This is a genomic window from Kitasatospora sp. NPDC101108 (assembly GCF_055584725.1).
The window spans coordinates 75,996-97,484 of sequence record NZ_JBVJLM010000019.1 but is presented as its reverse complement, the minus strand read 5'-3'; the positions used below and the strand labels follow the sequence as shown (position 1 = coordinate 97,484).

At 75.0% G+C, this 21,489-nt stretch carries 19 protein-coding genes and 1 riboswitch; of the genes, 9 read left to right on the top strand and 10 right to left on the bottom strand.

Going from position 1 to position 21,489, the window contains the following annotated elements:
* Positions 1 to 109: 109 nt before the first annotated feature.
* From ACZ6Z8_RS30985 to ACZ6Z8_RS30970, 4 genes are all read left to right on the top strand, one after another.
* Positions 110 to 1,051, top strand: coding sequence for an alkaline phosphatase family protein (locus ACZ6Z8_RS30985; RefSeq protein ID WP_465613351.1), 942 nt, complete (start codon positions 110 to 112; stop codon positions 1,049 to 1,051).
* Positions 1,052 to 1,056: 5 nt separating this feature from the next.
* A complete protein-coding gene (locus tag ACZ6Z8_RS30980) occupies positions 1,057 to 2,382 on the top strand; it encodes an MFS transporter (protein ID WP_465613350.1) in 1,326 nt (441 codons plus the stop codon).
* Entirely contained in the window at positions 2,379 to 3,413 is a 1,035-nt protein-coding gene (locus tag ACZ6Z8_RS30975; RefSeq protein WP_465613349.1) for a TolB-like translocation protein, read from the top strand. The genes ACZ6Z8_RS30980 and ACZ6Z8_RS30975 overlap by 4 nt, the downstream gene beginning before the upstream one ends.
* 97 nt (positions 3,414 to 3,510) lie before the next feature.
* On the top strand, positions 3,511 to 4,443 hold the full coding sequence (locus ACZ6Z8_RS30970; RefSeq protein WP_465613348.1) for a hypothetical protein: 933 nt from the start codon (positions 3,511 to 3,513) through the stop codon (positions 4,441 to 4,443).
* A 117-nt stretch (positions 4,444 to 4,560) separates the two neighbouring features.
* On the opposite strand, the gene ACZ6Z8_RS30965 is transcribed toward ACZ6Z8_RS30970, so the two are convergent.
* A complete protein-coding gene (locus ACZ6Z8_RS30965; protein ID WP_465613347.1) occupies positions 4,561 to 5,481 on the bottom strand; it encodes an EamA family transporter in 921 nt (306 codons plus the stop codon).
* An 83-nt stretch (positions 5,482 to 5,564) separates the two neighbouring features.
* Between ACZ6Z8_RS30965 and ACZ6Z8_RS30960 the strand changes: the two genes are divergently transcribed.
* Positions 5,565 to 6,125: a MarR family winged helix-turn-helix transcriptional regulator gene (locus ACZ6Z8_RS30960; RefSeq protein ID WP_465613346.1), complete on the top strand. Its 561-nt coding sequence runs from the start codon at positions 5,565 to 5,567 to the stop codon at positions 6,123 to 6,125.
* 115 nt (positions 6,126 to 6,240) lie between these two features.
* Here the strand turns inward: ACZ6Z8_RS30960 and ACZ6Z8_RS30955 are convergent, their stop codons facing one another.
* Positions 6,241 to 6,897, bottom strand: coding sequence for a class I SAM-dependent methyltransferase (locus ACZ6Z8_RS30955; protein WP_465613345.1), 657 nt, complete (start codon positions 6,895 to 6,897; stop codon positions 6,241 to 6,243).
* 133 nt (positions 6,898 to 7,030) lie between these two features.
* The gene (locus tag ACZ6Z8_RS30950) at positions 7,031 to 8,215 is read right to left on the bottom strand and encodes an FAD-dependent monooxygenase (RefSeq protein ID WP_465613344.1); all 1,185 of its coding nucleotides are present in this window, start codon (positions 8,213 to 8,215) and stop codon (positions 7,031 to 7,033) included.
* A gap of 149 nt (positions 8,216 to 8,364) precedes the next feature.
* On the opposite strand from ACZ6Z8_RS30950, the gene ACZ6Z8_RS30945 reads away from it, so the two are divergent.
* Together ACZ6Z8_RS30945 and ACZ6Z8_RS30940 are read left to right on the top strand one after the other, a co-directional pair.
* A complete protein-coding gene (locus ACZ6Z8_RS30945) occupies positions 8,365 to 8,970 on the top strand; it encodes a TetR/AcrR family transcriptional regulator (RefSeq protein ID WP_465613343.1) in 606 nt (201 codons plus the stop codon).
* Between the two features lie 65 nt (positions 8,971 to 9,035).
* On the top strand, positions 9,036 to 10,745 hold the full coding sequence (locus ACZ6Z8_RS30940; protein ID WP_465613342.1) for a serine/threonine-protein kinase: 1,710 nt from the start codon (positions 9,036 to 9,038) through the stop codon (positions 10,743 to 10,745).
* A 22-nt stretch (positions 10,746 to 10,767) separates the two neighbouring features.
* On the opposite strand, the gene ACZ6Z8_RS30935 is transcribed toward ACZ6Z8_RS30940, so the two are convergent.
* From ACZ6Z8_RS30935 to ACZ6Z8_RS30905, 7 genes are all read right to left on the bottom strand, one after another.
* The gene (locus tag ACZ6Z8_RS30935) at positions 10,768 to 11,244 is read right to left on the bottom strand and encodes an OsmC family protein (RefSeq protein WP_465613341.1); all 477 of its coding nucleotides are present in this window, start codon (positions 11,242 to 11,244) and stop codon (positions 10,768 to 10,770) included.
* A 77-nt stretch (positions 11,245 to 11,321) separates the two neighbouring features.
* Positions 11,322 to 11,885: a chloramphenicol phosphotransferase CPT gene (gene cpt / locus ACZ6Z8_RS30930; protein ID WP_465613384.1), complete on the bottom strand. Its 564-nt coding sequence runs from the start codon at positions 11,883 to 11,885 to the stop codon at positions 11,322 to 11,324.
* Between the two features lie 46 nt (positions 11,886 to 11,931).
* Entirely contained in the window at positions 11,932 to 13,317 is a 1,386-nt protein-coding gene (locus tag ACZ6Z8_RS30925; protein ID WP_465613340.1) for a cobyrinate a,c-diamide synthase, read from the bottom strand.
* 4 nt (positions 13,318 to 13,321) lie between these two features.
* The gene (cobO, locus tag ACZ6Z8_RS30920; RefSeq protein WP_465613339.1) at positions 13,322 to 13,927 is read right to left on the bottom strand and encodes a cob(I)yrinic acid a,c-diamide adenosyltransferase; all 606 of its coding nucleotides are present in this window, start codon (positions 13,925 to 13,927) and stop codon (positions 13,322 to 13,324) included.
* A 5-nt stretch (positions 13,928 to 13,932) separates the two neighbouring features.
* The gene (locus ACZ6Z8_RS30915) at positions 13,933 to 16,095 is read right to left on the bottom strand and encodes a putative cobaltochelatase (protein WP_465613338.1); all 2,163 of its coding nucleotides are present in this window, start codon (positions 16,093 to 16,095) and stop codon (positions 13,933 to 13,935) included.
* Positions 16,092 to 17,606, bottom strand: coding sequence for a cobyric acid synthase (locus ACZ6Z8_RS30910; RefSeq protein ID WP_465613337.1), 1,515 nt, complete (start codon positions 17,604 to 17,606; stop codon positions 16,092 to 16,094). Before ACZ6Z8_RS30910 ends, ACZ6Z8_RS30915 begins: the two co-directional genes overlap by 4 nt.
* Entirely contained in the window at positions 17,603 to 18,565 is a 963-nt protein-coding gene (locus ACZ6Z8_RS30905) for a cobalamin biosynthesis protein (protein WP_465613336.1), read from the bottom strand. The genes ACZ6Z8_RS30910 and ACZ6Z8_RS30905 overlap by 4 nt, the downstream gene beginning before the upstream one ends.
* A gap of 112 nt (positions 18,566 to 18,677) precedes the next feature.
* Positions 18,678 to 18,840, bottom strand: a riboswitch (cobalamin riboswitch).
* 196 nt (positions 18,841 to 19,036) lie between these two features.
* Here ACZ6Z8_RS30905 and ACZ6Z8_RS30900 point away from each other — a divergent pair.
* Complete coding sequence (locus ACZ6Z8_RS30900) at positions 19,037 to 19,732, top strand: helix-turn-helix domain-containing protein (RefSeq protein ID WP_465613335.1); 696 nt, start codon at positions 19,037 to 19,039, stop codon at positions 19,730 to 19,732.
* Positions 19,733 to 19,865: 133 nt separating this feature from the next.
* The gene (locus ACZ6Z8_RS30895; protein ID WP_465613334.1) at positions 19,866 to 20,987 is read left to right on the top strand and encodes an alpha/beta hydrolase family protein; all 1,122 of its coding nucleotides are present in this window, start codon (positions 19,866 to 19,868) and stop codon (positions 20,985 to 20,987) included.
* Positions 20,988 to 21,489 lie beyond the last annotated feature (502 nt).

Genomic DNA, 21,489 nt, shown 5'->3' with positions numbered 1-21,489 from the left:
CTCGTAGCTGTTCTTCTGTTCTTCACCTCTCTTGTGCGGTACACGACACGCGGCGATCCTACTGTTCTCGGCGCTCCCGCCCCGGAAGCCCCGACACCCGGAGGACCCCATGGCCTTCGCACGACTCCGCACCCCCGGCACCCCCGCCCCCACCGCCGGCCCGCGCCCCGCCCGTCGCCGCAGGCTCCGCCCGATCACCGCCCTCGCCACCGGCCTCGGTCTGGTCGCCGGCTCGCTCGGCCTGTGGGCCGCGGGCGGCAGCGCGGCCGCCGACACCGCGGCCGGCCTGCCCTCGCCCGACCACGTCGTCGTCGTCATGCTGGAGAACCACGCCTACTCGCAGGTCATCGGCAGCTCCAGGGCGCCGTACATCAACGGCACCCTGGCCGCCGGCGGCGCGACGCTGACCCAGTCGTACGCGCTCACCCACCCCAGCCAGCCCAACTACTACATGCTGTTCTCCGGCAGCTCGCAGGGCGTCGTCGACGACAGCTGCGTGGACGTCGGCGCGCTGCAGCAGCCCAACCTGGCCTCCGAGCTGCTCGCCGCCAACCAGACCTGGGCCAGCTACAACGAGGGCCTGCCCGCCGTCGGCGCCACCGACTGCAGCAGTGGCAACTACGCCCAGAAGCACAACCCGTGGTTCGGCTTCGGCAACGTGCCCACCTCCAGCGCCTACGGCATGGACGCGTTCCCGACCGACTTCACCACCCTGCCCAAGGTCTCCTTCGTCATCCCGGACCTGTGCGACGACATGCACGACTGCTCGGTGGGCACCGGCGACTCCTGGCTCCAGTCCAACCTCGACGCGTACGCCCAGTGGGCCAAGAGCAACAACAGCCTGCTGGTGGTGACCTTCGACGAGGACAACCGCTTTGCCGGCAACCGCATCCCGACCCTGGTCTACGGCGCCCACGTCGCCCCCGGCAGCTCCACCGCCACCACCTACAACCACTACGACGTGCTCCACACCCTGGAGGACCTGGCCGGCGTCAACGCCCACGCCGGCAACTCCGCCAACGCCACCGACATCACCGGCATCTGGAACTGACGCCCGTGTACGTCGCGGACTCCCGCAGCTCCAAGGCCCCCGTCGCACCGGCCGCCGGCCAGGTGCGGCGGGGCGCCGCCCTGCGCGCCGTGCCGGGAGCGGTCCTCGCCCTCGGCGCCGTCAGCATGGTCACCGACATCTCCTCCGAGATGGTCAACGCCGTGCTCCCGCTCTACCTGCTCACCGGACTCGGCCTCTCCCCGCTCGGCTTCGGGCTGCTCGACGGCATCCAGAACGGCTTCAGCGCGCTGGTCCGGCTCGTCGGCGGCCACCTCGCCGACCGCCGCGGCCGCGACGGCGCCGCCCGGCACAAGGCCGTCGCGGCCGTCGGCTACGGGCTGTCCGCGCTGTGCCGGCCGCTGCTGCTGTTGGTCCACACCGTGCCGCTGATCGGCGCCGTCATCGCCGTCGACCGCACCGGCAAGGGCCTGCGCACCGCGCCCCGGGACGCGATGATCTCGCTGGCCACCGAACCCGCCCACCGCGGACGGGCGTTCGGCGTACACCGGGCGATGGACACGGCCGGCGCCCTGCTCGGCCCGCTCACCGCCTTCCTGGTGCTGCGCCTGGCCGGCGGCCCGATGCTCGCCGACGGCGGCGAACGGCACGGCTACGACGCGGTGTTCACCGTCAGCGCCTGCGTCGCCGCACTGGGCGTGCTGATCCTGCTGCTGTTCGTGCCCAGCCGGCAGGAGGGTGACGATTCGTCAAGTCATGCTCCCTCGTTGCGCAGCAGCCTCACCCTGCTGCGCCTGCCCGGACTGCGCCGGCTCACCGGCTGCGCGGTGCTGCTCGGGCTCACCACCGTCAGCGACTCCTTCCTCTACCTGCTGATCCAGCGCCGGCTCGGCCTGTCCGTCAACCTGTTCCCGCTGCTGCCGCTCGGCACCGCGGCCGCCTTTCTGCTGCTCGCCGTCCCGCTCGGGGCGCTCGCCGACCGGATCGGCCGCCGCCGGCTCTTCCTGCTCGGGCACGGGGTGCTGCTGCTCGCGTACGGACTGCTGCTCTCACCGCTGCGCGGACTGCCCGCGGTGCTCTGCGTGCTGGTACTGCACGGCTCGTTCTACGCCGCCACCGACGGCGTGCTCGCCGCCGCGGCGGCCGACGCCGTACCCGCCGAGCAGCGCGGCGCCGGGCTCGCCCTGGTCGGCACCGGGCAGGCGCTGGCCCGCTTCGCCTGCTCCCTGCTGTTCGGCGCGCTGTGGAGCGCCGTGGGCGGCCCGGCCGCGCTCGCCTGGTCGGCGGGGGCGCTGGCGCTGTGCGTGGCCGGCGCGGCGGTGGTGCTGCGTACGTCCGGGACCGTCGCCGTCGCCGCCGAGGAGGGCGTGTGAACCTGCAGAACAACCGCACCAGGGTGATCGTGCTGCTGGTCGCCGTCCTGGTGCTCGGCGCCGTCGGCACCGGGGCCGTCCTCCACGCGGCCGACCGCACCGCCCGCCGGAACCAGGCCCAGTCCGGCGGCCCGGCCGTCACCGCCGGGAACGTATCGCTCCAAGTCCCTTCGAACGGCCGCCAGTTGCTCTTCCGCAACATGGCCTGGGGCCCGCACCGGGACGAGATCACCACCGTCTCCGCCGACCACCCCGACGGCCCGCGCACCGCCTCCGGCACCCAGTGCCTGCGCTTCCACGCCGCCGCCGGCACCGGAATCTGCCTCCAGGCGGAGCACGGCGCGCTGGGGGACACCTACCGCGCCGTCGTCCTCGACGACCACCTTCGCGAACGGCGCTCGTTCCCCGCCGCGGGCATCCCCACCCGCGCCCGGGTCTCCCCGTCCGGGCACCTCGCCGCCTGGACGGTCTTCGTCAGCGGCGACTCCTACGCGGGCACCGACTTCTCCACCCGCACCTCGATCGTGGACGTGCGCGACTGGAACCTGCGGGAGAACCTGGAGGACTTCGCCGTCGTCAAGGACGGCCACCCGTACCAGGCGCACGACGTCAACATCTGGGGCGTCACCTTCGCCGACGACAACACCTTCTACGCCACCCTCGCCACCTCCGGCCAGACCCACCTCGTCCGCGGCGACCTCGCCGCCCGCACCCTCACCACCCTGCACGACAACGTCGAGTGCCCCTCCCTCTCCCCGGACGGCACCCGCGTCGCCTACAAGAAGCGCGTCCCCGGCCTGTCGCCCGACGCCCCCTGGCGGCTGTACGTACTGGACCTCGCGACCGGGACGGAGACCGCCACCGCCGAACAGCGCAACATCGACGACCAGGCGCTCTGGTCCGACGACGGCACCCTGCTCTACGCGCTGCCCGGGGACTACGGCGCCGACCTGTGGACCGTCCCGGCGGACGGCTCGGGTGCCGCCCGGCCGGTCACCAAGGCTGCCGTCGCCCCCGCCTACCTGGGCTGAGGAACTCTCCGCTAGCGTCCCACGTCGAGCACAGTGCGACGCCCTGACCGGCGGGTCCGGTCGGGCGTCCTGATCGATACGGGGGAGCGAGACAACCGTGGACGGCATCCCACCCGAGCGCATGGTCACCGACTCGTGGCCGGCCCTGCACGGCCGCCCGGTCCTGCGACGCACCGTCGCCGTCGGACTGGTGCTGTGCGTGTCCGTCGCCGCCGCCCTGGTGGTGCGCGGCGTCAACGCGCTCACCGTCGGAGGGGTCGGCGGCCGGGAGACCGACCGCGACCGCGCCGAACGCCTGGCCGGCCTCCACCCCTCCCAGCACCCCGGCGCCGGGCGCTACTACGTCCCGGTCGGCGCCGTCTTCACCCGCACCTCGGACGGCGCGCCCGTCGCCTACCTGCACTACCGGCTCGGCGGCGGAAAGGAACCGGGCCTGGACGACTTCCTGCACACCTACGGTCTGCCCGAGCCCGGGCCCGCCGCGCCGCTGCCGCCGGACCTCGCCGCCGCCCTCGGGGGCGACGAGCCGGCCGAGGCGCCGGAGCTGCCGGAGGAGCCGGCTTCGCCCTCCGCTCCTTCCTCCGCTCCGTCCTCCTCCGCTTCCTCCTCGGGGCCGAGTGCGCCCTCTACGCCGGCCGTGCCCGCGGCGCCCGCAGTGCCCGCAGTGCCCTCCGCGCCGGACACGCCTGCTGCTTCCTCTGCTTCCTCCGGTTCCTCTGCTTCCTCTGCTTGCTCTGCTTCCGTCGCGCCCGTCGCGATCGCGGCGGAGCCGACGCCGGTCGAGGCCGACCCGGACGGCGCGGGAGACACCCCCGGCGCAGACCAGGCCGAGAACGACGCCTCCGAGGGCGGCACGCCCAGCCCGACCCCGACCCCGACCCCGACCCCGACCCCGTCCCCCACCCCGGTGCTCACCGCGACCCCGTCCGCCGTCCCCACCCACGCTCCCAGCACCCGGCGCATCTACGTCGCGACGATCCCCGGCGGCCTCTCCGGCGCCGCCGACATCTACGTCCGCGCCACCGGCTGACCGCGCGGCCCGCCGCCGGCGCCGTTGCCGGGGCGGGGCGGGGCGGGGCCGGGGAAGCCCACCTGCGACAAGCCTGCGCCCCGCCGACCACCGGTCGGCGGGGCGCAGGCGTGATGGTCAGCGGGTGGCTGCCGGGGTGAGGCCGGGGGCCGGTGCGGGCGCCGGGCTCGTCGTGGCGCTCCGACGGGCCGGGGCCTGGCCGGCGAGCATGGCACCGAGCGCCAGCACCAGGCCCAGCACCTGCCACAGGGTGAGCGTCTGGCCGAGTACGACCAGGCCGCCGACGGTGGCCACCACCGGGTTGATCAGCCCCAGGAAGGACGCCGGCCCGGCGCCGAGCCGGTCGATGCCGCGGAACCACAGCACGTACCCGAGCGCGGTGCTGAACAGCCCGAGGTAGGCGAAGCCCGCCAGGTTGGAGGCGCTCAGCGCCGGCGGCGCGCCCTCGACCAGCGCCGCGAGCGGGACCAGGAAGAGCGAGCCGGCGAGCAACTGCCACGCGGTGAGGTCGACCATGGTGGCCCCCTCGGGCCGGCCCCAGCGGCGGGTGAGGACGGTGCCCATGGCCATCAGGCCGATCGCGGTGACCATCGCGGCGATCCCGACGCCGTCCAGCTTCGCCCCGCTCTTGAGCACCAGCAGCGCCACCCCGCCGACCCCGGCCAGCCCGGCGAGCAGCGCCCGGCGCCCGGGCCGTACCCGGAGCACCCCGATCGAGAACCCGGCGACCAGCAGCGGCTGGATCGCCCCGATGGTGGCCGCGACGCCGCCGGGCAGGCGGTAGGCGCCGACGAAGGTGAGCGGGAAGAACAGCCCGATGTTGAGCATCCCGAGCACCGCCGCGCGCCCCCACCAGCGCCCCTTGGGCAGTGTGCGGCCGATCATCAGCAGGAGCAGCCCGGCGGGCAGCGCGCGCAGTGCGGCGAGCAGCAGCGGACGGCCCTCGGGCAGCAGCTGGGTGGTCACCAGGTAGGTGGTGCCCCAGGCGGCCGGGGCGAGTGCGGCGGTGGCGGCGATGCCTGCGCGCTTGCGGTCCATGGTGATCCCGATCCCCTCAACGTTGACTATCTGAACGTTGAGATATTTCTACCGGCCGAGATCGGCGAACGTCAAGTATGTGAATGTTAAGATATCTGTACCGGGCCGCCATCGAGAGGGAGATGCAGGTCATGCAGCAGCGCGACACCGTCGACGACATCGCCGAGCAGTGGCGGAGGGTCGACCCGGGCCTCGACCTGGAGGCCATGGCCCTGATCGGCCGGCTCCGGCGGCTCAATGCCCGGGTCGACGCCGCCCTCCGCGAGTACTTCCTCACCTGCGGGCTGGACTCGTCCGAGTTCGACGTCCTCGCCACCCTGCGCCGCTCCGGCGAGCCCTACGAGCTCAACGCCCGCGCCCTGCTCAAGTCCGCCATGGTCACCTCCGGCGCCATCACCAACCGCGTCGACAAGCTGTCCGCCAAGGGCCTGGTCGAACGCAACCCCTGCCCCACCGACCGCCGCGCCGTCCTGGTTCGCCTCACCCCGGCCGGCAAGGAGCTCATCGACGCCGCCCTGCCCGGCCACCTCCGCAACGAGGAGCAGATCCTCACCGCCCTCGACGCCGACGAACGCGCCCAGCTCGACACCCTGCTGCGCAAGCTCCTCATCGCCCACGGCGACACCGAGTCCCTCTTCGACTGAATCGCGGTCGCACCAGGGGTCGCACCAGGTGCGGGACTCGTCGACCACCGTCGACCACTGCACCGTGGCCGCGACCCGCTCGACGGCACCTTCGGCAGCGGCTTGTGACCTCCCGCTACAGGTCCGCGACCAGCGCGTAGCGCTCGTCCTCCACCGGACCGCCCCACAGGGCGGCGTCCCCGCTGAGCGGCTCGATCCGCAGCTGCGCGACCAACGGCCGCACAGCAGCGGCGAGTTGCTCCGCGCCGACGCCGCCGTCCCACGGCAGCCGCTCCGCCCCGGCGACGTACGGCTCCGCCTGCGTACCCGCCTCGCGCCACCGCCCCTCGACCAGCACCAGCCGCCCGCCCGGCCGCAGCAGCCGCGCCCAGGCGCGCAGGGCCCGCTCCGGGTCGGGCAGCGTCCAGATCAGATGCCGGCAGAGGAGTACGTCGAAACCGCCCTCGCGCACCGGCGGCGCGCCCGCGTCCCCCACCAGGAACCGCCCCGCCAACCCGGCCGCCGCCAGCTTCGACCGGGCTCGCGCCACCATCCGCGGCGCCAGATCCACCCCGGTCACCCGGTGCCCGCCCGCCGCGACCAGCTCCGCCAACGAGCCCGTCCCGCACCCGACATCGAGCACGTCCACCGCCCCCGCCGGAACCCAGCCGCGCACCCGCTGCGCCCACGCCTCCCGCGTCCCGGCCGCCCGCAACCCGTGATCCGGCTCCTCGTCGAACCCCGCCGCGGCGGCGTCCCAGTAGTCGGCAATGGCCCGCCTGGAGTCACTCATGCCGCCCATCCTCCCAACCCCCACCGACACCCGCCCGGGCCCGGCGGGCCCGGCCGGTCACGCGGGTGCGGTCCGCAGCCGGCGCGACCGGACGGGCCTTCCGATCGCCGTGGGAAGTGCCGTTGACGTGCCTTCACGCGCCGCCCGACAGCGCCGGGGGCCGCCAGTTGTAGATCGTGGCGGAGCGGCGGAGGAGGGTGGGGGTGGGGAGGAGGCCGGCGAGGGTGAGGGCGGTGGTGCGGAGGAGGGTGGCGGCGGGGGAGCGGAGGGCGATGAGGGCGCCGGTGCGGCGGGAGGCGGTGACGACCGCGGTGGTGCGGGGGAGGCGGGTGGCGGTGTAGGCGGGGAGGGCGGTGGCCGGGTCGGCGGTGGGGGTCAGGAGGGAGGCGAGGACGACGGCGTCCTCGATGGCCTGGCAGGCGCCCTGACCGAGGAAGGGACACATGGCGTGGGCGGCGTCGCCGAGGAGGGCGACGCGGCCGAGGTGGTGGGCGGGCAGGGGGCCGGCGAGGTCCCAGACGTCGTTGCGGAGCACCCGGTCGGGCTCGGCGAGGGCGAACAGCTGCGGGACGGGTGCGCACCAGTCGCCGAACAGCCGCTGGAGCTCGGTGTGTTCGCTGGTGGCCCGGGCGCCGGCCGGGGCGAGGGTCGCGCCGTAGACGTAGACCCGGCCGTCGGCGAGCGGGACGATCCCGGCGAGCCGGCCGGGGCCCCAGACCTCGCCGGCGGCGGCCGGGCGGCGGTCCGGGGTGACGATGACGCGCCAGGTGGTGAAGCCGCTGTAGCGGAGGCCGGGGTGTTCGGGGAACAGCAGGCCGCGGGTGGCGGAGCGGATGCCGTCGGCGGCGACGACCAGCCGGGCGGGCCGGTCCCCGTCGGCGGTGCGGACGACGGCGGGCCGCCGGTCGTCGCCCGGGTCGATGACCGTGGCGGGGGAGTCGGTGCGGACGGTGCCCTCCGGGAGGGCGTCGACCAGCGCGGCGATGACGTCGGCGCGGGCGACGGCGGCGATCGGATCGCCGAAGTGGGCTTCGACGGCGGCGGTGCTGGTGCGGGCGAGCCAGCGGCCGGAGGGGTGGCGCACGCCGATGGCGGGGTGCGGGGTGGCGAGGGCGCGCAGCCGGGGGCCGATGCCGAGCCGGTCGAGGGCGCGCAGGGCGTTGGGGGCGAGGGCGAGTCCGGCGCCGACGGGTTCCAGCGAGGCGGCCCGTTCGTGGACGGTGACGGGGATGCCCTGCCGGTGGAGGGCGAGGGCGGCGGTGAGGCCGCCGATTCCGCCGCCGATGACGATCGCCCGGTGCGGGTCGGTGGGAGGCATGAGGGGTCCTCTTCTCGCGCGATTCACACGATCCGGCCACTACAGCTGTAGTGGCCACTGCTCCAGCACGCTACTACACATGTAGTGGGCCGTAAACTACGGCTGTAGTGAGTTGGGGGAGCCCCGCCGGAAAGGCCATGATCGGACCCATGACAGCCCCGCTGACGCCCCCGCGGCCGATCCTGATCGCCGACGCCGCCATCGACCTGATCGCCGACGCCGGCCTGCGCGGGCTCACCCACCGTGCCGTGGACGACGCGTCCGGCCTGCCCGCCGGCTCGACCTCCAACCTTGCCCGGACCAGGGCCGCCCTGCTGGAACTTGTCCTCACCCGGATCGTCGAGCGCGAGACCGCCGGCTACCCGGTCCTCACCGAGGACGGCCTCCCGGGTGCCACCCTCCCGCCGCGCGACCTGCTGGTCGAGGTCGGCGCCGAGGCGCTCTTCCAGGCGCTCACCAGCGGTCGCAGGCTCACCCTGGCCCGCATGGAACTCGCCCTGGAGGCCACCCGCCGACCCGAACTGCGCGCCGTCTACGACCGCCTGGGCGCCCGCTTCACCCGGATCGTCGCCCATCTGCTCGCCGCCTCCGGCTCCACCGACCCGGAGGCGGACGCCCGTCGGCTGATCCGCTGGTGCGACGGCGTGCTGTTCAACGCGACGGCCGGCAGCGGGCACTGGCACGTGCCGATGCCGGAGGAACTGCGCCTCGACCTCGACCGCTACCTCGCCGCGCTGCTGGACGAGGAGGGCTGAGGAGGGCTGAGGGGGGAGGACCGACGGAGCGGGACGGCGGCCCCGGGCGTGCCCCTATACTCCGTGTGCCCGATCTGGCTGGGGGGAACATGCTGGACCTGCTCGACATGGCGCTACTGATCACGGTCGGACTGGCGCTGCTGGTACGGCTGGTGACGCTTCCGGTGCTGGCGCGCGCCCAAGCGGCCACCCGGCGGCGGGCGCTGGCGGCCACCGGCGCCGACGCGACCGGGGGAGCGCCGGGCGGTCCTGGTGCGACCCTCGGCGAGCTGGCGGCCGGCCTGGTCGCCGCCGTCGGGGCGTACTTCGCCGTGTACTCCGAGGACCTCCACAGCTACTTCCTGCTGGAACGGCCGCTCGACCTGGACAACGCCGTGTACCTCGCCCACGAGTGGCAGATCTCCCTGGGCGTGGCGCAGACCTGGTACCTCGCCCTCTTCCTGGGGTTCCTGCTGCTGTGGCTGCTGCTCTGGTACCTGACCCAGCGCAAGCTGCTGACCACCGGCCTGCCCCGGGAAGTCTGGAGGTCCGGGTCGACCCGGGCGCGGCTGATCGCTCTGGTGCTGCTCCGCGCGGTGATCGGCGTGTTCCTCCTGCCGGTCGGCCTGATCTTCACCGCCCTGGTCTTCCAGGTGACCGCCCTGCTGGTGAGCCGCCACCCCAAGCCGGTCGGCCCGGAGGGTTCGGGCACCCCCGGGGCCGACGCCGCCCGGGCCGCCCAGGCGCAGCCGGCCCCGCAGAACCCGTACGCCCCCACCGCGCCACTGCACACGCCGTACACCCCGCAGACCCCGCAACCCCCTTACGTCCCGACACAGTTCACCCCGCCCGCTCCGCAGCCCCCGACCGCTCCGCCCGTGCCGTCGAGCCCACCCCTCGGCACCCCGCTCGGTGCCCACGAGCCCCGTACGATCGGCGGCTACCAACTCCTCGGCCGGATCGGCTCCGGCGGCATGGGCACGGTCTACCTCGCCCAGCGCCAGGGCTCCGCCACCCAGGTCGCGCTGAAGACCATCAACCTCGAACTGCTCGACGACGCCGACCTGTTGCGCCGCTTCCAGCGCGAGTCCGAGGTGCTCGCCATGGTCCCCGGCGCCTACACCGCCCGGGTGCTCGACACCGGCGTGGACTCCGGACGCCCCTACCTGGCCATGGAGTTGCTGGACGGGCGCCCGCTGGACGTCCACCTGCGCGAGCAGGGGCCGATCCGCTCCGCCGAGGCGCTGCGCGCCCTCGCGCTGGCGCTGGCCGTGGCACTGTCCGGCGTGCACCGGCTGGGGCTGGTCCACCGGGACCTCAAGCCCGCCAACATCATGCTGACCACGGCGGGCCCGCGCCTGCTGGACTTCGGCATCGCGGCGATCGTGGACGGCACCCGGCTGACCGCCACCGGCGGCGGGCCGGGCACCCTGACGTACATGGCGCCGGAGCAGTTCGGCGAGGAGCGGGTCGGCCCCGCGGCGGACGTGTGGGCCTGGGCCTGCTGCGTGGTGTGCGCGGCGCACGGCGCCAGCCCGTTCGCGGCGACCAACACCGGCGCGGTGATCCGCCGGATCGTGGAGACCGGACCCGAACCGTCCGCGCTGGCGGCGGTCCGGGACCTCGACCCGGCACTCGCCGCCGTCGTCACCCGCGCCCTGGCCATCGACCCGGCGCAGCGCCCGGCGGACGGCACGGGCCTGCTGGCGGCGCTGGCGGCGGCCCAGCCGACGTCACCGGACCCGGCGGCCGTCCACGACCAGATCACCCGCGGCTGGCAGACCCTCACCCTCTGACGCGGGTCCGAGGGCCCCGGTCCTACTCCTGGCCCGCGACCGTCACCTCGGCCTCGTGCCGCACCGGGAAGTTGACCGAGTTGGCGATGAAGCAGGCCCGGTGCGCCTGCGCGTGCAGCGCGAGCGCCTGCTCCGCCGTACCCGCCTCGGCGACCTCGACCCGCGGGTGCAGCACCACCGAGGTGAAGTGCCCGCCCTCCGGCGACACGGCCATGGTGCCCACCGGCCGGTCGACGTACGAGGTCACCACGACCCCGTTCACCGCGCACAGGTGCAGGTACGAGAGCAGGTGGCACTGGGAGAGCGCGACGAGCAGCAGCTGCTCCGGGTTCCAGCGGGCGCTGTCGCCGCGGAAGACGGGGTCGGCGGAGCCGGGGATGGCCGGCAGGCCCTCGGCGGTGACCTCGACGTCGCGGGAGTAGGAGCGGTAGTCGCTGGTGCCGGTGCCCTGGTTGCCGGTCCAGCTGATCTCGGCGGTGTACTCGTGCTGCCTGGCCATGGGCGTGCCTCCGTGGGATGGGTGGTGCTGCCGGAACCGGAAGGGGGTGCTGCTGCGAGGGCGTCACCGCCGGACAGTCAACCGCAGGAGCCCGCCACGGCGCCTCGACGCCCCGCGGTCACCCGGGCGAGGATCGCCTTCGCGCAGTCGTCCGCCGAAGTCCGCGAGGTGTCCACGACCAGGTCGTACGCGACGCCCTCGTGCACCACCGAGGCCTGCGCGGCGGCCATCCCGGCGACCCGGTCGCCGCGCGCGGCCTCCCGGGCGGCGGCCACCGCCGGGTCGCAGCGCACGCCGACCCAGAGCACGTCCAGGCCCTCCAGCGCCGCGCGCCACCGCTGCTGCGAGGCGGCCCCGCCGAGGAACACCTCGTCCACCACGACCGGCGCCCCGGCCCGGGCCATCGCCGCCACGCCGAGCGTCCAGGCGGCGTCCAGCCGGGCGAAGACCGGCCCGACCGCCACCGTGCCGTCGCCGTCCTCCAGACCGCCGATGCCCCCGTCCCCGCCGAGCAGCCAGGGCGGCAGCGCGTCGACCATGGTGTCCGCGCCGAGGTGCAGCCAGGGCTCCGGCAGCAGCTCCTGGAGGCGCCGGGCGATGCTCGACTTACCGGAACTGGAGCCGCCGTTGAGGACGATCACATGCATGCGCCCACCCTACGGCCGTGTCCCCGGTTCCGCCCCGGCTTCAGGACCCCGCCCCGCCCGGGCCGTTGAAAGCCGCCGCGGCCGTCGCGAACGAGGAGGCCAGCTCGGGCGTCCCCGCCCAGTGCAGGTGCAGGTACGAGGCGTGCACGTTGCCGCCCGCGAAGCCCTCCGTCCGCGGCCCGGCCGGCAGGCGCCAGCCCCAGGCCGGGTGGTCGCCCGCGCCCGGTTCGCAGACCGTCCGGTGGAACTCGTGCCCGCGCACCCGGGTGCCGGCCGGTGCGAGCGGGGAGTCGTGCAGGGCGACGGCCTCCCGGTAGCCGAGGGTGAGCCGTTCGGTCATCCGGGCGGTGGCGTCCAGTACCCCGCACATCGGCAGGCCGTCCAACTCCCGCCCCAGGTACAGCAGTCCGGCGCACTCGGCGGCGATCGGCCCGCCCGCGGCGGCGAACGCGGCGATGGCCGAGCGCAGCGCGGCGTTCCCGCTCAACTCCCGTACGTACAGCTCCGGGAAGCCGCCGCCGACGACCAGCCCGGCCGTGCCGTCCGGCAGTTCCGAGGCGTGCAGCGGGTCGAAGGGAACGACCTCCGCGCCCGCCGCGCCGAGCAGTTCGGCGTTCTCGGCGTACGAGAAGGAGAACGCGGCGCCGCCCGCCACCGCGATCCGCGGCGGCCGTCCGGCGACCGGCGTGACCTCCGCCGAGGGGTCCCACGGCTCGGCGTCCAACTCCGGTGCCGTGCGGGCGAGTTCCAGGACGGCGTCCAGATCGACCGAAGCCGCCACGAGGGAGCCCATGTCCGCGACCGCCTGGAGCGCCTCGGCTGAGCGCTCCACCGCCGGGATCAGCCCGAGGTGGCGGGACGGCGTGGCCACCGCCGCCGAGCGGCGCAGCGCGCCCAGGACGGGCACGCCGGAGCCCTCCTCCAGGGCCTCGCGCAGGAGGTGCTCGTGCCGGTCGGAGGCGACCCGGTTGAGGATCACCCCGGCCAGCCGCACCTGCGGGTCCCAGGACGCGAAGCCATGCACCAGCGCGGCCACCGAGCGGGACTGCGAGGAGCCGTCCACGACCAGCACCACGGGCGCCCGCAGCAGCTTGGCGACGTGCGCGGTGGACGCCAGCTCCCCGCGCCCGGAGGCCCCGTCGAACAGACCCATGACCCCCTCGACCACGGCGACGTCCGCCCCCGCCGCCCCGTGCAGGAACAGCGGGGCGATCCGTTCCGGCCCGCACATGAAGGCGTCCAGGTTGCGGCCCGGGCGCCCGGCGGCGAGCGCGTGGTAGCCCGGGTCGATGTAGTCCGGGCCGACCTTGTGCGGCGACACCGCCAGCCCGCGCGCGGCGAGCGCCGCGATCAGGCCGGTGGCGACGGTGGTCTTGCCGGCGCCGGAGGAGGGTGCGGCGACGACGAGGCGGGGGACGTTGCTCAAGAGGTCACCACTCGATGCCGCGCTGGCCCTTGCGGCCGGCGTCCATGGGGTGCTTGACCTTGGTCATCTCGGTGACCAGGTCGGCGAGTCCGGTCAGCGCCTCGGGGGCGTACCGGCCGGTGATGACGACGTGCTGGCTGCCCGGGCGGTCCTTGAGCACGGAGACGACCTCCTCCGGGTCGATCCAGCCCCAGTGCATCGGGTAGGTGAACTCGTCCAGCACGTAGAAGCGGTAGGTCTCGGCCGCGAGGTCCCGCTTGACCTGCTCCCAGCCCTCCTTGGCCGCCTCCTCGCTGGTCATCTCCTGCTCGGCGGAGCGCTGGATCCAGGACCACCCGGAGCCCATCTTGTGCCAGTCCACGCTGCCGCCCTCGCCGGAGGCGCCGAGCACGCGCAGCGCGTTCTCCTCGCCGACCTTCCACTTGGCGGACTTCACGAACTGGAACACCCCGATCGACCAGCCCTGGTTCCAGGCCCGCAGCGCCATGCCGAAGGCGGCCGTGGACTTGCCCTTCCCGGGGCCGGTGTGCACGGCGGTGATCGGCTGGGTACGGCGCTGGCGGGTGGTCAGGCCGTCGTCGGGAACGCTCTCGGGGACACCCTTGGGCATGTCGGTCAGGCCGCCTTTCGCATCGGAGCGGTCGAAGTGGTCGGAGCGGTCGAGCTGGTCGAAGTGCGCGCAACGGCGGTCGTACGGCCCGCGGAGCGGTTCTCGCGGACGAGCGAGGCGACGCCCTCCGCGCGCAGCTCCTCCAGGCTGACGGCGCTGCCGCCGAGCAGCCCGGCCAGGGTGCGGGCGAGGCCCAGGCGGACCGGTCCGGACTCGCAGTCCAGCACCACGCTGGCCGTGCCCTGGGCGGCGAACAGCGCGGCCGCGCGCTGCGAGCGGGCGAGCGCGTCCCGCCCGCCGGTGGCCCGCCCGTCGGTCACCACGACCAGCAGCGGGCGCCGGTTCGGGTCGCGCAGCCGCTCGACCCGCAGCACCTCGTGGGCGCGCAGCAGGCCGGCGGCCAGCGGGGTGCGGCCGCCGGTGGGCAGCGACTCCAGCCGGGCCGCGCCGACCTCCACCGAGGAGGTGGGCGGCAGCGCCAGTTCGGCGTCCGCGCCCCGGAAGGTGATCATGCCGATCTTGTCCCGGCGCTGGTAGGCGTCCATCAGCAGCGACAGCACCGCGCCCTTGACGGCGGTCATCCGCTGCCGGGCGGCCATCGAGCCGGAGGCGTCCACGACGAACAGGACGAGGTTGGACTCCCGGCCCTGGCGCACCTGTTCGCGGAAGTCGTCCTTGTGCAGCACCAGTGCCCGGCCGTCCCGACCGCGCGCCACCTGGTGCGGCGCGGCGGCCTGGAGGGTCGCGGTCAGGTGCAGCCGGCTCAGGGTGCCCTGAGGCCGGCGGGCCCGGACGGTGTGCCCGCCGGTGGTCTCGGCGGGGGAGCGCCGGCCCTGGGCGCCGTGGCCGGTGCCCCGCACGGTGAACAGCCGGGTGCGGTACGGGTCCCCGGCGGCGACCGGCGCCGACTCCCGGGCGGGGGAGGGGGGTTGGGCGGGGACGGGCTGCTGCGCGGGCGGCTCGGAGTCCGGGCTGCCGCTCTCCGGGGCGGAGGCCTCCTGGGCGCCGCCGTCGAACGGCTCGGGGGCGCCACCGCCGTCGGGGCCGCCGCCCTCCGGACCGCCGCCACCGTCGGGGCCGCCGTCACCGCCGTCCCCGTCCGGACCGGGACCGTCCGGACCGGGCCCGTCGCCCTCGAGCTCCGGTTCCTCCGGCTGGGAGTGCTCCTCCAGCGTCCGGTCCAACTGCTCCTCGTCCAGCCCCGGAGCGTCGAAGGGGTTGCGCCGGCGCCGGTGCGGCAGGGCCAGCTGGGCGGCCTTGCGGACGTCCTCCTCCAGCACCTCCGTCCGCCCGGCCCAGGCGGCCAGCGCCACCGCGGTGCGGGCCATCACGATGTCCGCGCGCAGCCCGTCCACCTCGAACGCCGCGCACACGGCTGTGATCTGACGCAGCGCCACATCGGTGAGCTCGACCTTGGGCAGCAACTTCCGAGCGGCGGTGATGTGTTCGGCGAGTTCCCGCTCCTGCGCCGCGAACCGTGCCGCGAAGCCGGCCGGGTCGGCGTCGTACGCGAGCCGGCGCCGGACCACCTCGGCGCGCTCGGCGGGGTCCCGGGTGGCGGCGATCTCGACGGTCAGGCCGAAGCGGTCGAGCAGCTGCGGCCGCAGCTCGCCCTCCTCCGGGTTCATCGTGCCGACGAGCAGGAACCGCGCCGCGTGCCGCACCGACACGCCCTCGCGCTCGACGTACGAGCGGCCCATCGCCGCGGCGTCCAGCAGCAGGTCCACCACATGGTCCTGGAGCAGGTTCACCTCGTCGATGTACAGCACGCCGCGGTGCGCCTTGGCCAGCAGCCCGGGCTCGTACGCCTTGACGCCCTCGGCGAGTGCGCGCTCCAGGTCGAGCGAGCCGACGATCCGGTCCTCGGCCACGCCGACCGGCAACTCGACCAGCTGGGACGGGCGTTCGTGACTCGCGGCGGAGGTGTGCGGCCCGTCCGGGCACTGCGGGTCCGGCGCGGCCGGGTCGCAGGCGAAGCGGCAGCCGTCCACGGCGGCGATGGAGGGCAGCAGCCCGGCCAGCGCGCGCACCATGGTCGACTTGGCGGTGCCCTTCTCGCCGCGCACCAGCACGCCGCCCACGGCCGGGGAGACCGCGTTCAGCAGCAGCCCGAGCCGCAGGTCGGCCATGCCGACGATCGCGGTGAACGGATAGCGGACGTCACTCATGCGTCACTCCCAGGTGCCCCGGGCGGGAGGAAGGGCAGCGTTCCGGCCGCCGGCACCCCGCCCTCGATCAGCTTCCACAGCGCGTCGGTGTCCGCGTGTTCCTCGATCAGGTCGCCCAGCCGGTCCAACCGGGCCTCGCGGGCCGCGGCGAAGGAGGTGTCCGGCGCCGGAACGAACGCCCGCCCGGCCAACTCGGCGACATTGCACAGGAGTTCACGGCGGAAGCCGTCGTTCTCCAGCGCGCCGTGCCAGGTGGTGCCCCAGACCGGGCCGACCCGGCAGCCGTCGAGGAAGGCCTCGCCGCCCTCGACGGACACCACCCCGTGGTGGATCTCGTAACCCTCGACCCGCTGGCCGTACGCCTCGCCGACCGGCCGCGCCAGCACCTTCTCGGCGCCGAAGCGGACGTCGGTCGGCAGCAGACCGAGCCCGTCGACGAGGCCCGCCTTCGACTCCACCGTGTCGTCGATCGAGCGCGCCAGCATCTGGTAGCCGCCGCAGACCCCGAGGATCGGCAGCCCGGCCGCCGCCCGGGCCTTCAGCGCCGGCTCCAAACCGCGCTCGCGCAGCCAGGCGAGGTCCGCCACCGTGGCCCGGGTGCCGGGCAGCACGACCAGGTCGGCGTCGGCCAGCTCCTCCGGCCGGGTCGCCCAGCGCACCAGCACGCCGGGCTCCTGCGCCAGCGCGTCCAGGTCGGTGAAGTTGGACAGCCGGGGGAAGCGCACCACGGCCACCCGCAGCACGTCCGCCCCGAGCGGTCCGGGCCCCTCCGCCCGGTCCACCACCGTGGACAGGTCGAGCGAGTCCTCGGCGTCCAGCCACAGCCCCGGCAGCATCGGCAGGGTGCCCAGCACCGGACGGCCGGTCAGCTCGTGCAGCATCTCCAGGCCGGGCGCCAGCAGCCGGGCGTCGCCGCGGAACTTGTTGACGAACCAGCCCGCCACGTGCCGCTGGTCCTCCGCGGACAGCAGCGCCAGCGTCCCGTACATCGCCGCGAAGACCCCGCCGCGGTCGATGTCCCCGACCACCACCACGGGCAGGGCGGCGGCCGTGGCCAGACCCATGTTGGCGATGTCCCGGTCGCGCAGGTTGATCTCCGCGGGCGACCCGGCGCCCTCGCACACCACCACGTCGTAGCGCCGGCGAAGGTCCGCCAGGCACTCCAGGGCGCGTTCCAGCAGAACGGGCTTGCGCTCGCGGTAGTCCAGCGCGCCCACCTCGGCGACCGGCCGGCCGAGCAGCACCACCTGGCTGCGGCCGTCCGCGCCGGGCTTCAGCAGCACCGGGTTCATCGCCGCCTCCGGCTCCACCCGGGCGGCCTGCGCCTGCATCGCCTGGGCGCGGCCGATCTCGGCACCGTCGGCGGTGACGAAGGAGTTCAGCGACATGTTCTGCGCCTTGAACGGCGCCACCCGCACGCCCTGACGGACCAGCCAACGGCAGATCCCGGCCGTCACCACGCTCTTGCCCGCGTCCGAGGTCGTCCCGGCGACCAGCAGCGCGTTGTTCATGCTCCACCCCTCCCGAACAGCATCCGCAGCAGGACGTGCCCCGCGACCGTCGTACCCAGCGCCAGTGCGCCCACCCGCCGGGACAGCGTGCAGGCCCGCTCGATGTCGTCCACCGTCACCGGCCGCAATTCGGCGCCCAGCACCGGCCGGTGCTCCACCCGCTCGCCGTACCGGAGCGTCCCGCCGAGCCGTACGCCCACCGCGCCCGCGAAGGCCGACTCGGCCTGGCCCGCGTTCGGGCTCGGGTGCGCGGAGCCGTCCCGGCGCCAGACCCGCCAGGCGGTCCGCGGCTCGGGCGCGGCGGCCACCGTCAGCAGCGCGGTCAGCCGGGCGCCCGGCCAGCCCGCGACGTCGTCCAGCCGGGCGGAGGCCCAGCCGAAGCGGGCGTAGCGGGGCGAGCGGTGGCCCACCATGGCGTCCAGGGTGTTGACGGCGCGGAAGGCCAGCAGCCCCGGGGTGCCGGCCAGGGCGCCCCAGGCCAGCGCGTTCACCACGGCGTCGGCGGTGTTCTCGGCCACCGACTCGACCACCGCCCGGGCGATCTGCTGTCCGTCCAGCGCGCTCGGATCCCGCCCGCACAGGTGCGGCAGCCGCTCCCTGGCGGCCGTCAGATCGCCCGCGGCCAGCGAGCGGCCGATGGTGCGCGCCTCCCGGGTCAGCGAGGTGCCGCCGAGCACCGTCCAGGTCGCGGCGGCCGCCAGCGCGGCCCGGCCCGTCGGACGGCGCCCGACCGTACGGTCCAGCGCCAGCGCGCCGGCCGCGACCGCGCCCACGCACAGCGCCGTGTACCCGGCTCCGGCGGTCCGGTCGTCACGCCACACGCGCCGCTCCAGACGGGTCGCGGCGCTGCCGAACAGGGCGACGGGGTGGCCGCGGCGCGGGTCGGCGAAACGGGCGTCGGCGGCGTAGCCCGCGACGGCCCCGAGCGCGAAGACGGCGGCCCGGGTCAGCGGGCGCACGGCGGCAGGCAGCTCGACGGGCAGCTCGGGGCCGGACGGGGCGGGGCAGCCTGCATCGCGTGGGTGTCCTCACTCAGGGTCCGCGCCCTGGATCGACGTACCGGGGGCCGAGAGTCTCCTGGCTTCCGGGTCGAACGCACCCCCGGGCCTTCCAGCGGCGGCTTCTGACGGCCCGCCGTGATGGGCCCCTCCTGCGCGACGGCGGGCGAGGAGGGATTCCGAGCGTGCTCCCCGGTGACAGTGGCGGGACCGCGCCGGACTCGCACCGGCTTCCTCTCCATGCCTCCGTTTGGCCCCAGGATCCCATCACGCGGCCGAACCGGGAGTCAACCGAGGTCAAAGAGGGGTCGGTCACACCCGGCACGGGGACCGGACCTGTGTGATCGCCCAGCGCGGGGGAGGGCCCGTCAGCTCCGCTTCGTGCGTTCGTCGGCTGGGCCGGGCCGGGCACCGCACCTACGGTTCGGTGCCATGCGCCGCAGAAAGTCCCCCACCACTGCCGCCCCTTCTCCCGTCCCGTTCTCACCCGAGGCCGCCCGCGCCCACCGGGCCGGCCTCGGGCTGACCCCCGAGCAGGTCGCCGAGGGCATGGCCGCCCACGGCGTACGACTGCTGCCCGGCCACGTGCTCGCCTGGGAGAACGGCGACCTGCGCCCCGGCGAGGCCGAGTTCGTCGCACTGGCCAGGGCCCTCTGGTGCCCGGCCGACCAACTGATGGACGGCCGCCCGGTGAGCCTGCGCGACCACCGCCTCGCCCGGGAGCTCCCCCAGGAGACCGTCGCCGAGCGGGCCGGAGTGTCGCTGCCCGCCTACCGGCAGGCCGAGCTGACCGGCCAGTGGGACGGTGACCCGGACCGGACCCACGCCCTCGCCCAGGTGCTGGGCCTGCGGCTGACCGAACTGGTCGAGGCCACCGGACGCGGCGAGGCCCTCGACCGCCTCCTGCGCCAGTGCGTGGCCGCCCGCTGGCAGCCCCACCTGGGCCCGCTCGCCCGCCTGGTGCCCGTCCCGGAGGCCGACCTCGCCGCCGTCCTCCCGGTCCTCCACCAGGAGCACCACGTCCCCTCCCACTGGGGCACCACCACCCAGCCCCGCACCGCCACGCAGCCCCTCACCCCCCGCTTCTGGCACCTCCTCAGCATCCAGGGCCCCGCCATCCCGGTCTGACCGCCACCGGCCCGACAGCCCGACAGCCCACCGGCCGTCCCCCGGACGGGTCGGCCCGGTGGCCGGAACGGCGGAACTCCGGTGGACTGGTGCTCGAACACCGTCCGGTCCGTGAAACAGAGCGGGGAACGAAATGCGTTGGGGAACCGCAGCCGTCGTGGCGGCCGCCGCCGTCGGGGCGGGGGCCGCCGTCCTGGTAGTCGGCCGCCGGGCCTCCGAGCGGATGGTCCGCCCCGGGGTGCAGGGGCCGGTCGAGCCGGAGGCGGGGCCGGTGGTGGTGCGGAGCCTCGGCGCCGGCCGGGTCACGTTCAGCCGCCGCCCCGAGAGCCTGCTGCCCGGCCGCTGGGCGATCGAGTGGGACGACGACGGGCACGCGGTGGCCGAGGAGATCCTGCACCGCGACGCCCAGAGCGTCACCCGTCGGCTGGTCCGGGCCGACCGGGGCATCCTGAGGCCCGGTACCGAGGTCCGCTTCACCCCGCGCGTGCACCTGGGCGACCCCGCCCAGGCGTTCGGCCTCGCCTACACCGCGACCGCCGCCGACGGCGAGCTCGGCGCCCTCCCCGCCTGGCGGATCGACGGCAAACGCGGCACCTGGGTGATCCTGGTGCACGGCCCCGAGGCCGACCGCCAGCAGACCCTCCCGGTGCTGCCCGTCCTGCACCGCCTCGGCCTGCCGGCCCTCGCCGTCACCTACCGCGGCGACGCGGGCGCCCCGGCCTCCCCCGACGGCTACAGCCACTTCGGCGAGACGGAGTGGCGGGACGTCGAGTCGGCGGTGCGGCTGGCCCTGGACAGCGGCGCGGGCCGGGTGATCCTCTACGGCTGGTCGGTGGGCGCCACAACGGTCCTGCAGACCGTTGCCCGTTCCGCCTGGGCGCACACGGTCAGCGGGCTCGTCCTGGACTCGCCGGTCCTCGACCTCCCGAGCGCGGCGCGCCGGGACGCCGCCCGGGCCGGGTTCACCGGTGTCTCCGCCGAACTGGGCGCGCTGGCCGCGCAGGGCCGTACGGGGGTGGACCTCGCGGACTCCTCCCGCCTCGCCGAGGGCGCGGACCTGCGGGTGCCCACCCTGGTCCTGCACAGCCCGGATGACCGGATCGCCTCCTTCGCCACCGTGGAGCGCCTGGCCGCCGCCCGCCACGACGTGGTGAACCTCCAGCGTTTCCCGGGCGCCGAACACGCGGCCCTGTGGAATTCCGCCCCCGAGCACTACACCGAACTCCTCCGGCGCTGGCTCACCCCGCTGCTCTGACCCCGTTGCTCTGACCGTGAAGCAGTGAAGCAATGAAGCGGTAAAGGGGGAAATTTGCTCCCGAACGGCGGAAATCGGAGCACCCTCCACCGCACTCGAAGTCGGTCCCGCCGACTTCCTGCGCGCCGCCACCACCCGCCAGGCACATGCCACCTGGCCGGATTCCGGCCCTCCGCTTCCGCCGGTCCCCCTCCCGCGGTTCCGGAACGCCCCGCTCCCGGCACGGAGCGTGACCGACCGAACGGTCAGTGCGACGCCTCGCCGAGTGCCTGGCATGACCCCGCCACACGTTTCCGGCCAGGCGGTTTGCCACTGTTGCCCGATCTTGCGGAGGTGCGGTACCCGGTCCAGCGGTCGTACGGACAACCGGATGTGACAGAAGGCCCGTGCAAGGGGAAGACTGCTCGACGTGACGTCTCGGAACCCGCGCGACCGTGATGCCCCGCTCCCGCCGACGATCGGTACCGGTGCGACGGTGACCCGTCTCCCCGGTACGGCCCAC

Coding starts and splice junctions, on each gene's coding strand:
- ACZ6Z8_RS30895 (WP_465613334.1), top strand. CDS start 19,866: ATGCGTTGGGGAACCGCAGCCGTCGTGGCGGCCGCCGCCGTCGGGGCG.
- ACZ6Z8_RS30960 (WP_465613346.1), top strand. CDS start 5,565: ATGTTAAGATATCTGTACCGGGCCGCCATCGAGAGGGAGATGCAGGTC.
- ACZ6Z8_RS30985 (WP_465613351.1), top strand. CDS start 110: ATGGCCTTCGCACGACTCCGCACCCCCGGCACCCCCGCCCCCACCGCC.
- ACZ6Z8_RS30935 (WP_465613341.1), bottom strand. CDS start 11,244: ATGGCCAGGCAGCACGAGTACACCGCCGAGATCAGCTGGACCGGCAAC.
- ACZ6Z8_RS30945 (WP_465613343.1), top strand. CDS start 8,365: ATGACAGCCCCGCTGACGCCCCCGCGGCCGATCCTGATCGCCGACGCC.
- ACZ6Z8_RS30910 (WP_465613337.1), bottom strand. CDS start 17,606: ATGAACAACGCGCTGCTGGTCGCCGGGACGACCTCGGACGCGGGCAAG.
- ACZ6Z8_RS30900 (WP_465613335.1), top strand. CDS start 19,037: ATGCGCCGCAGAAAGTCCCCCACCACTGCCGCCCCTTCTCCCGTCCCG.
- ACZ6Z8_RS30965 (WP_465613347.1), bottom strand. CDS start 5,481: ATGGACCGCAAGCGCGCAGGCATCGCCGCCACCGCCGCACTCGCCCCG.
- ACZ6Z8_RS30955 (WP_465613345.1), bottom strand. CDS start 6,897: ATGAGTGACTCCAGGCGGGCCATTGCCGACTACTGGGACGCCGCCGCG.
- ACZ6Z8_RS30915 (WP_465613338.1), bottom strand. CDS start 16,095: ATGAGTGACGTCCGCTATCCGTTCACCGCGATCGTCGGCATGGCCGAC.
- ACZ6Z8_RS30950 (WP_465613344.1), bottom strand. CDS start 8,215: ATGCCTCCCACCGACCCGCACCGGGCGATCGTCATCGGCGGCGGAATC.
- cobO (WP_465613339.1), bottom strand. CDS start 13,927: ATGCCCAAGGGTGTCCCCGAGAGCGTTCCCGACGACGGCCTGACCACC.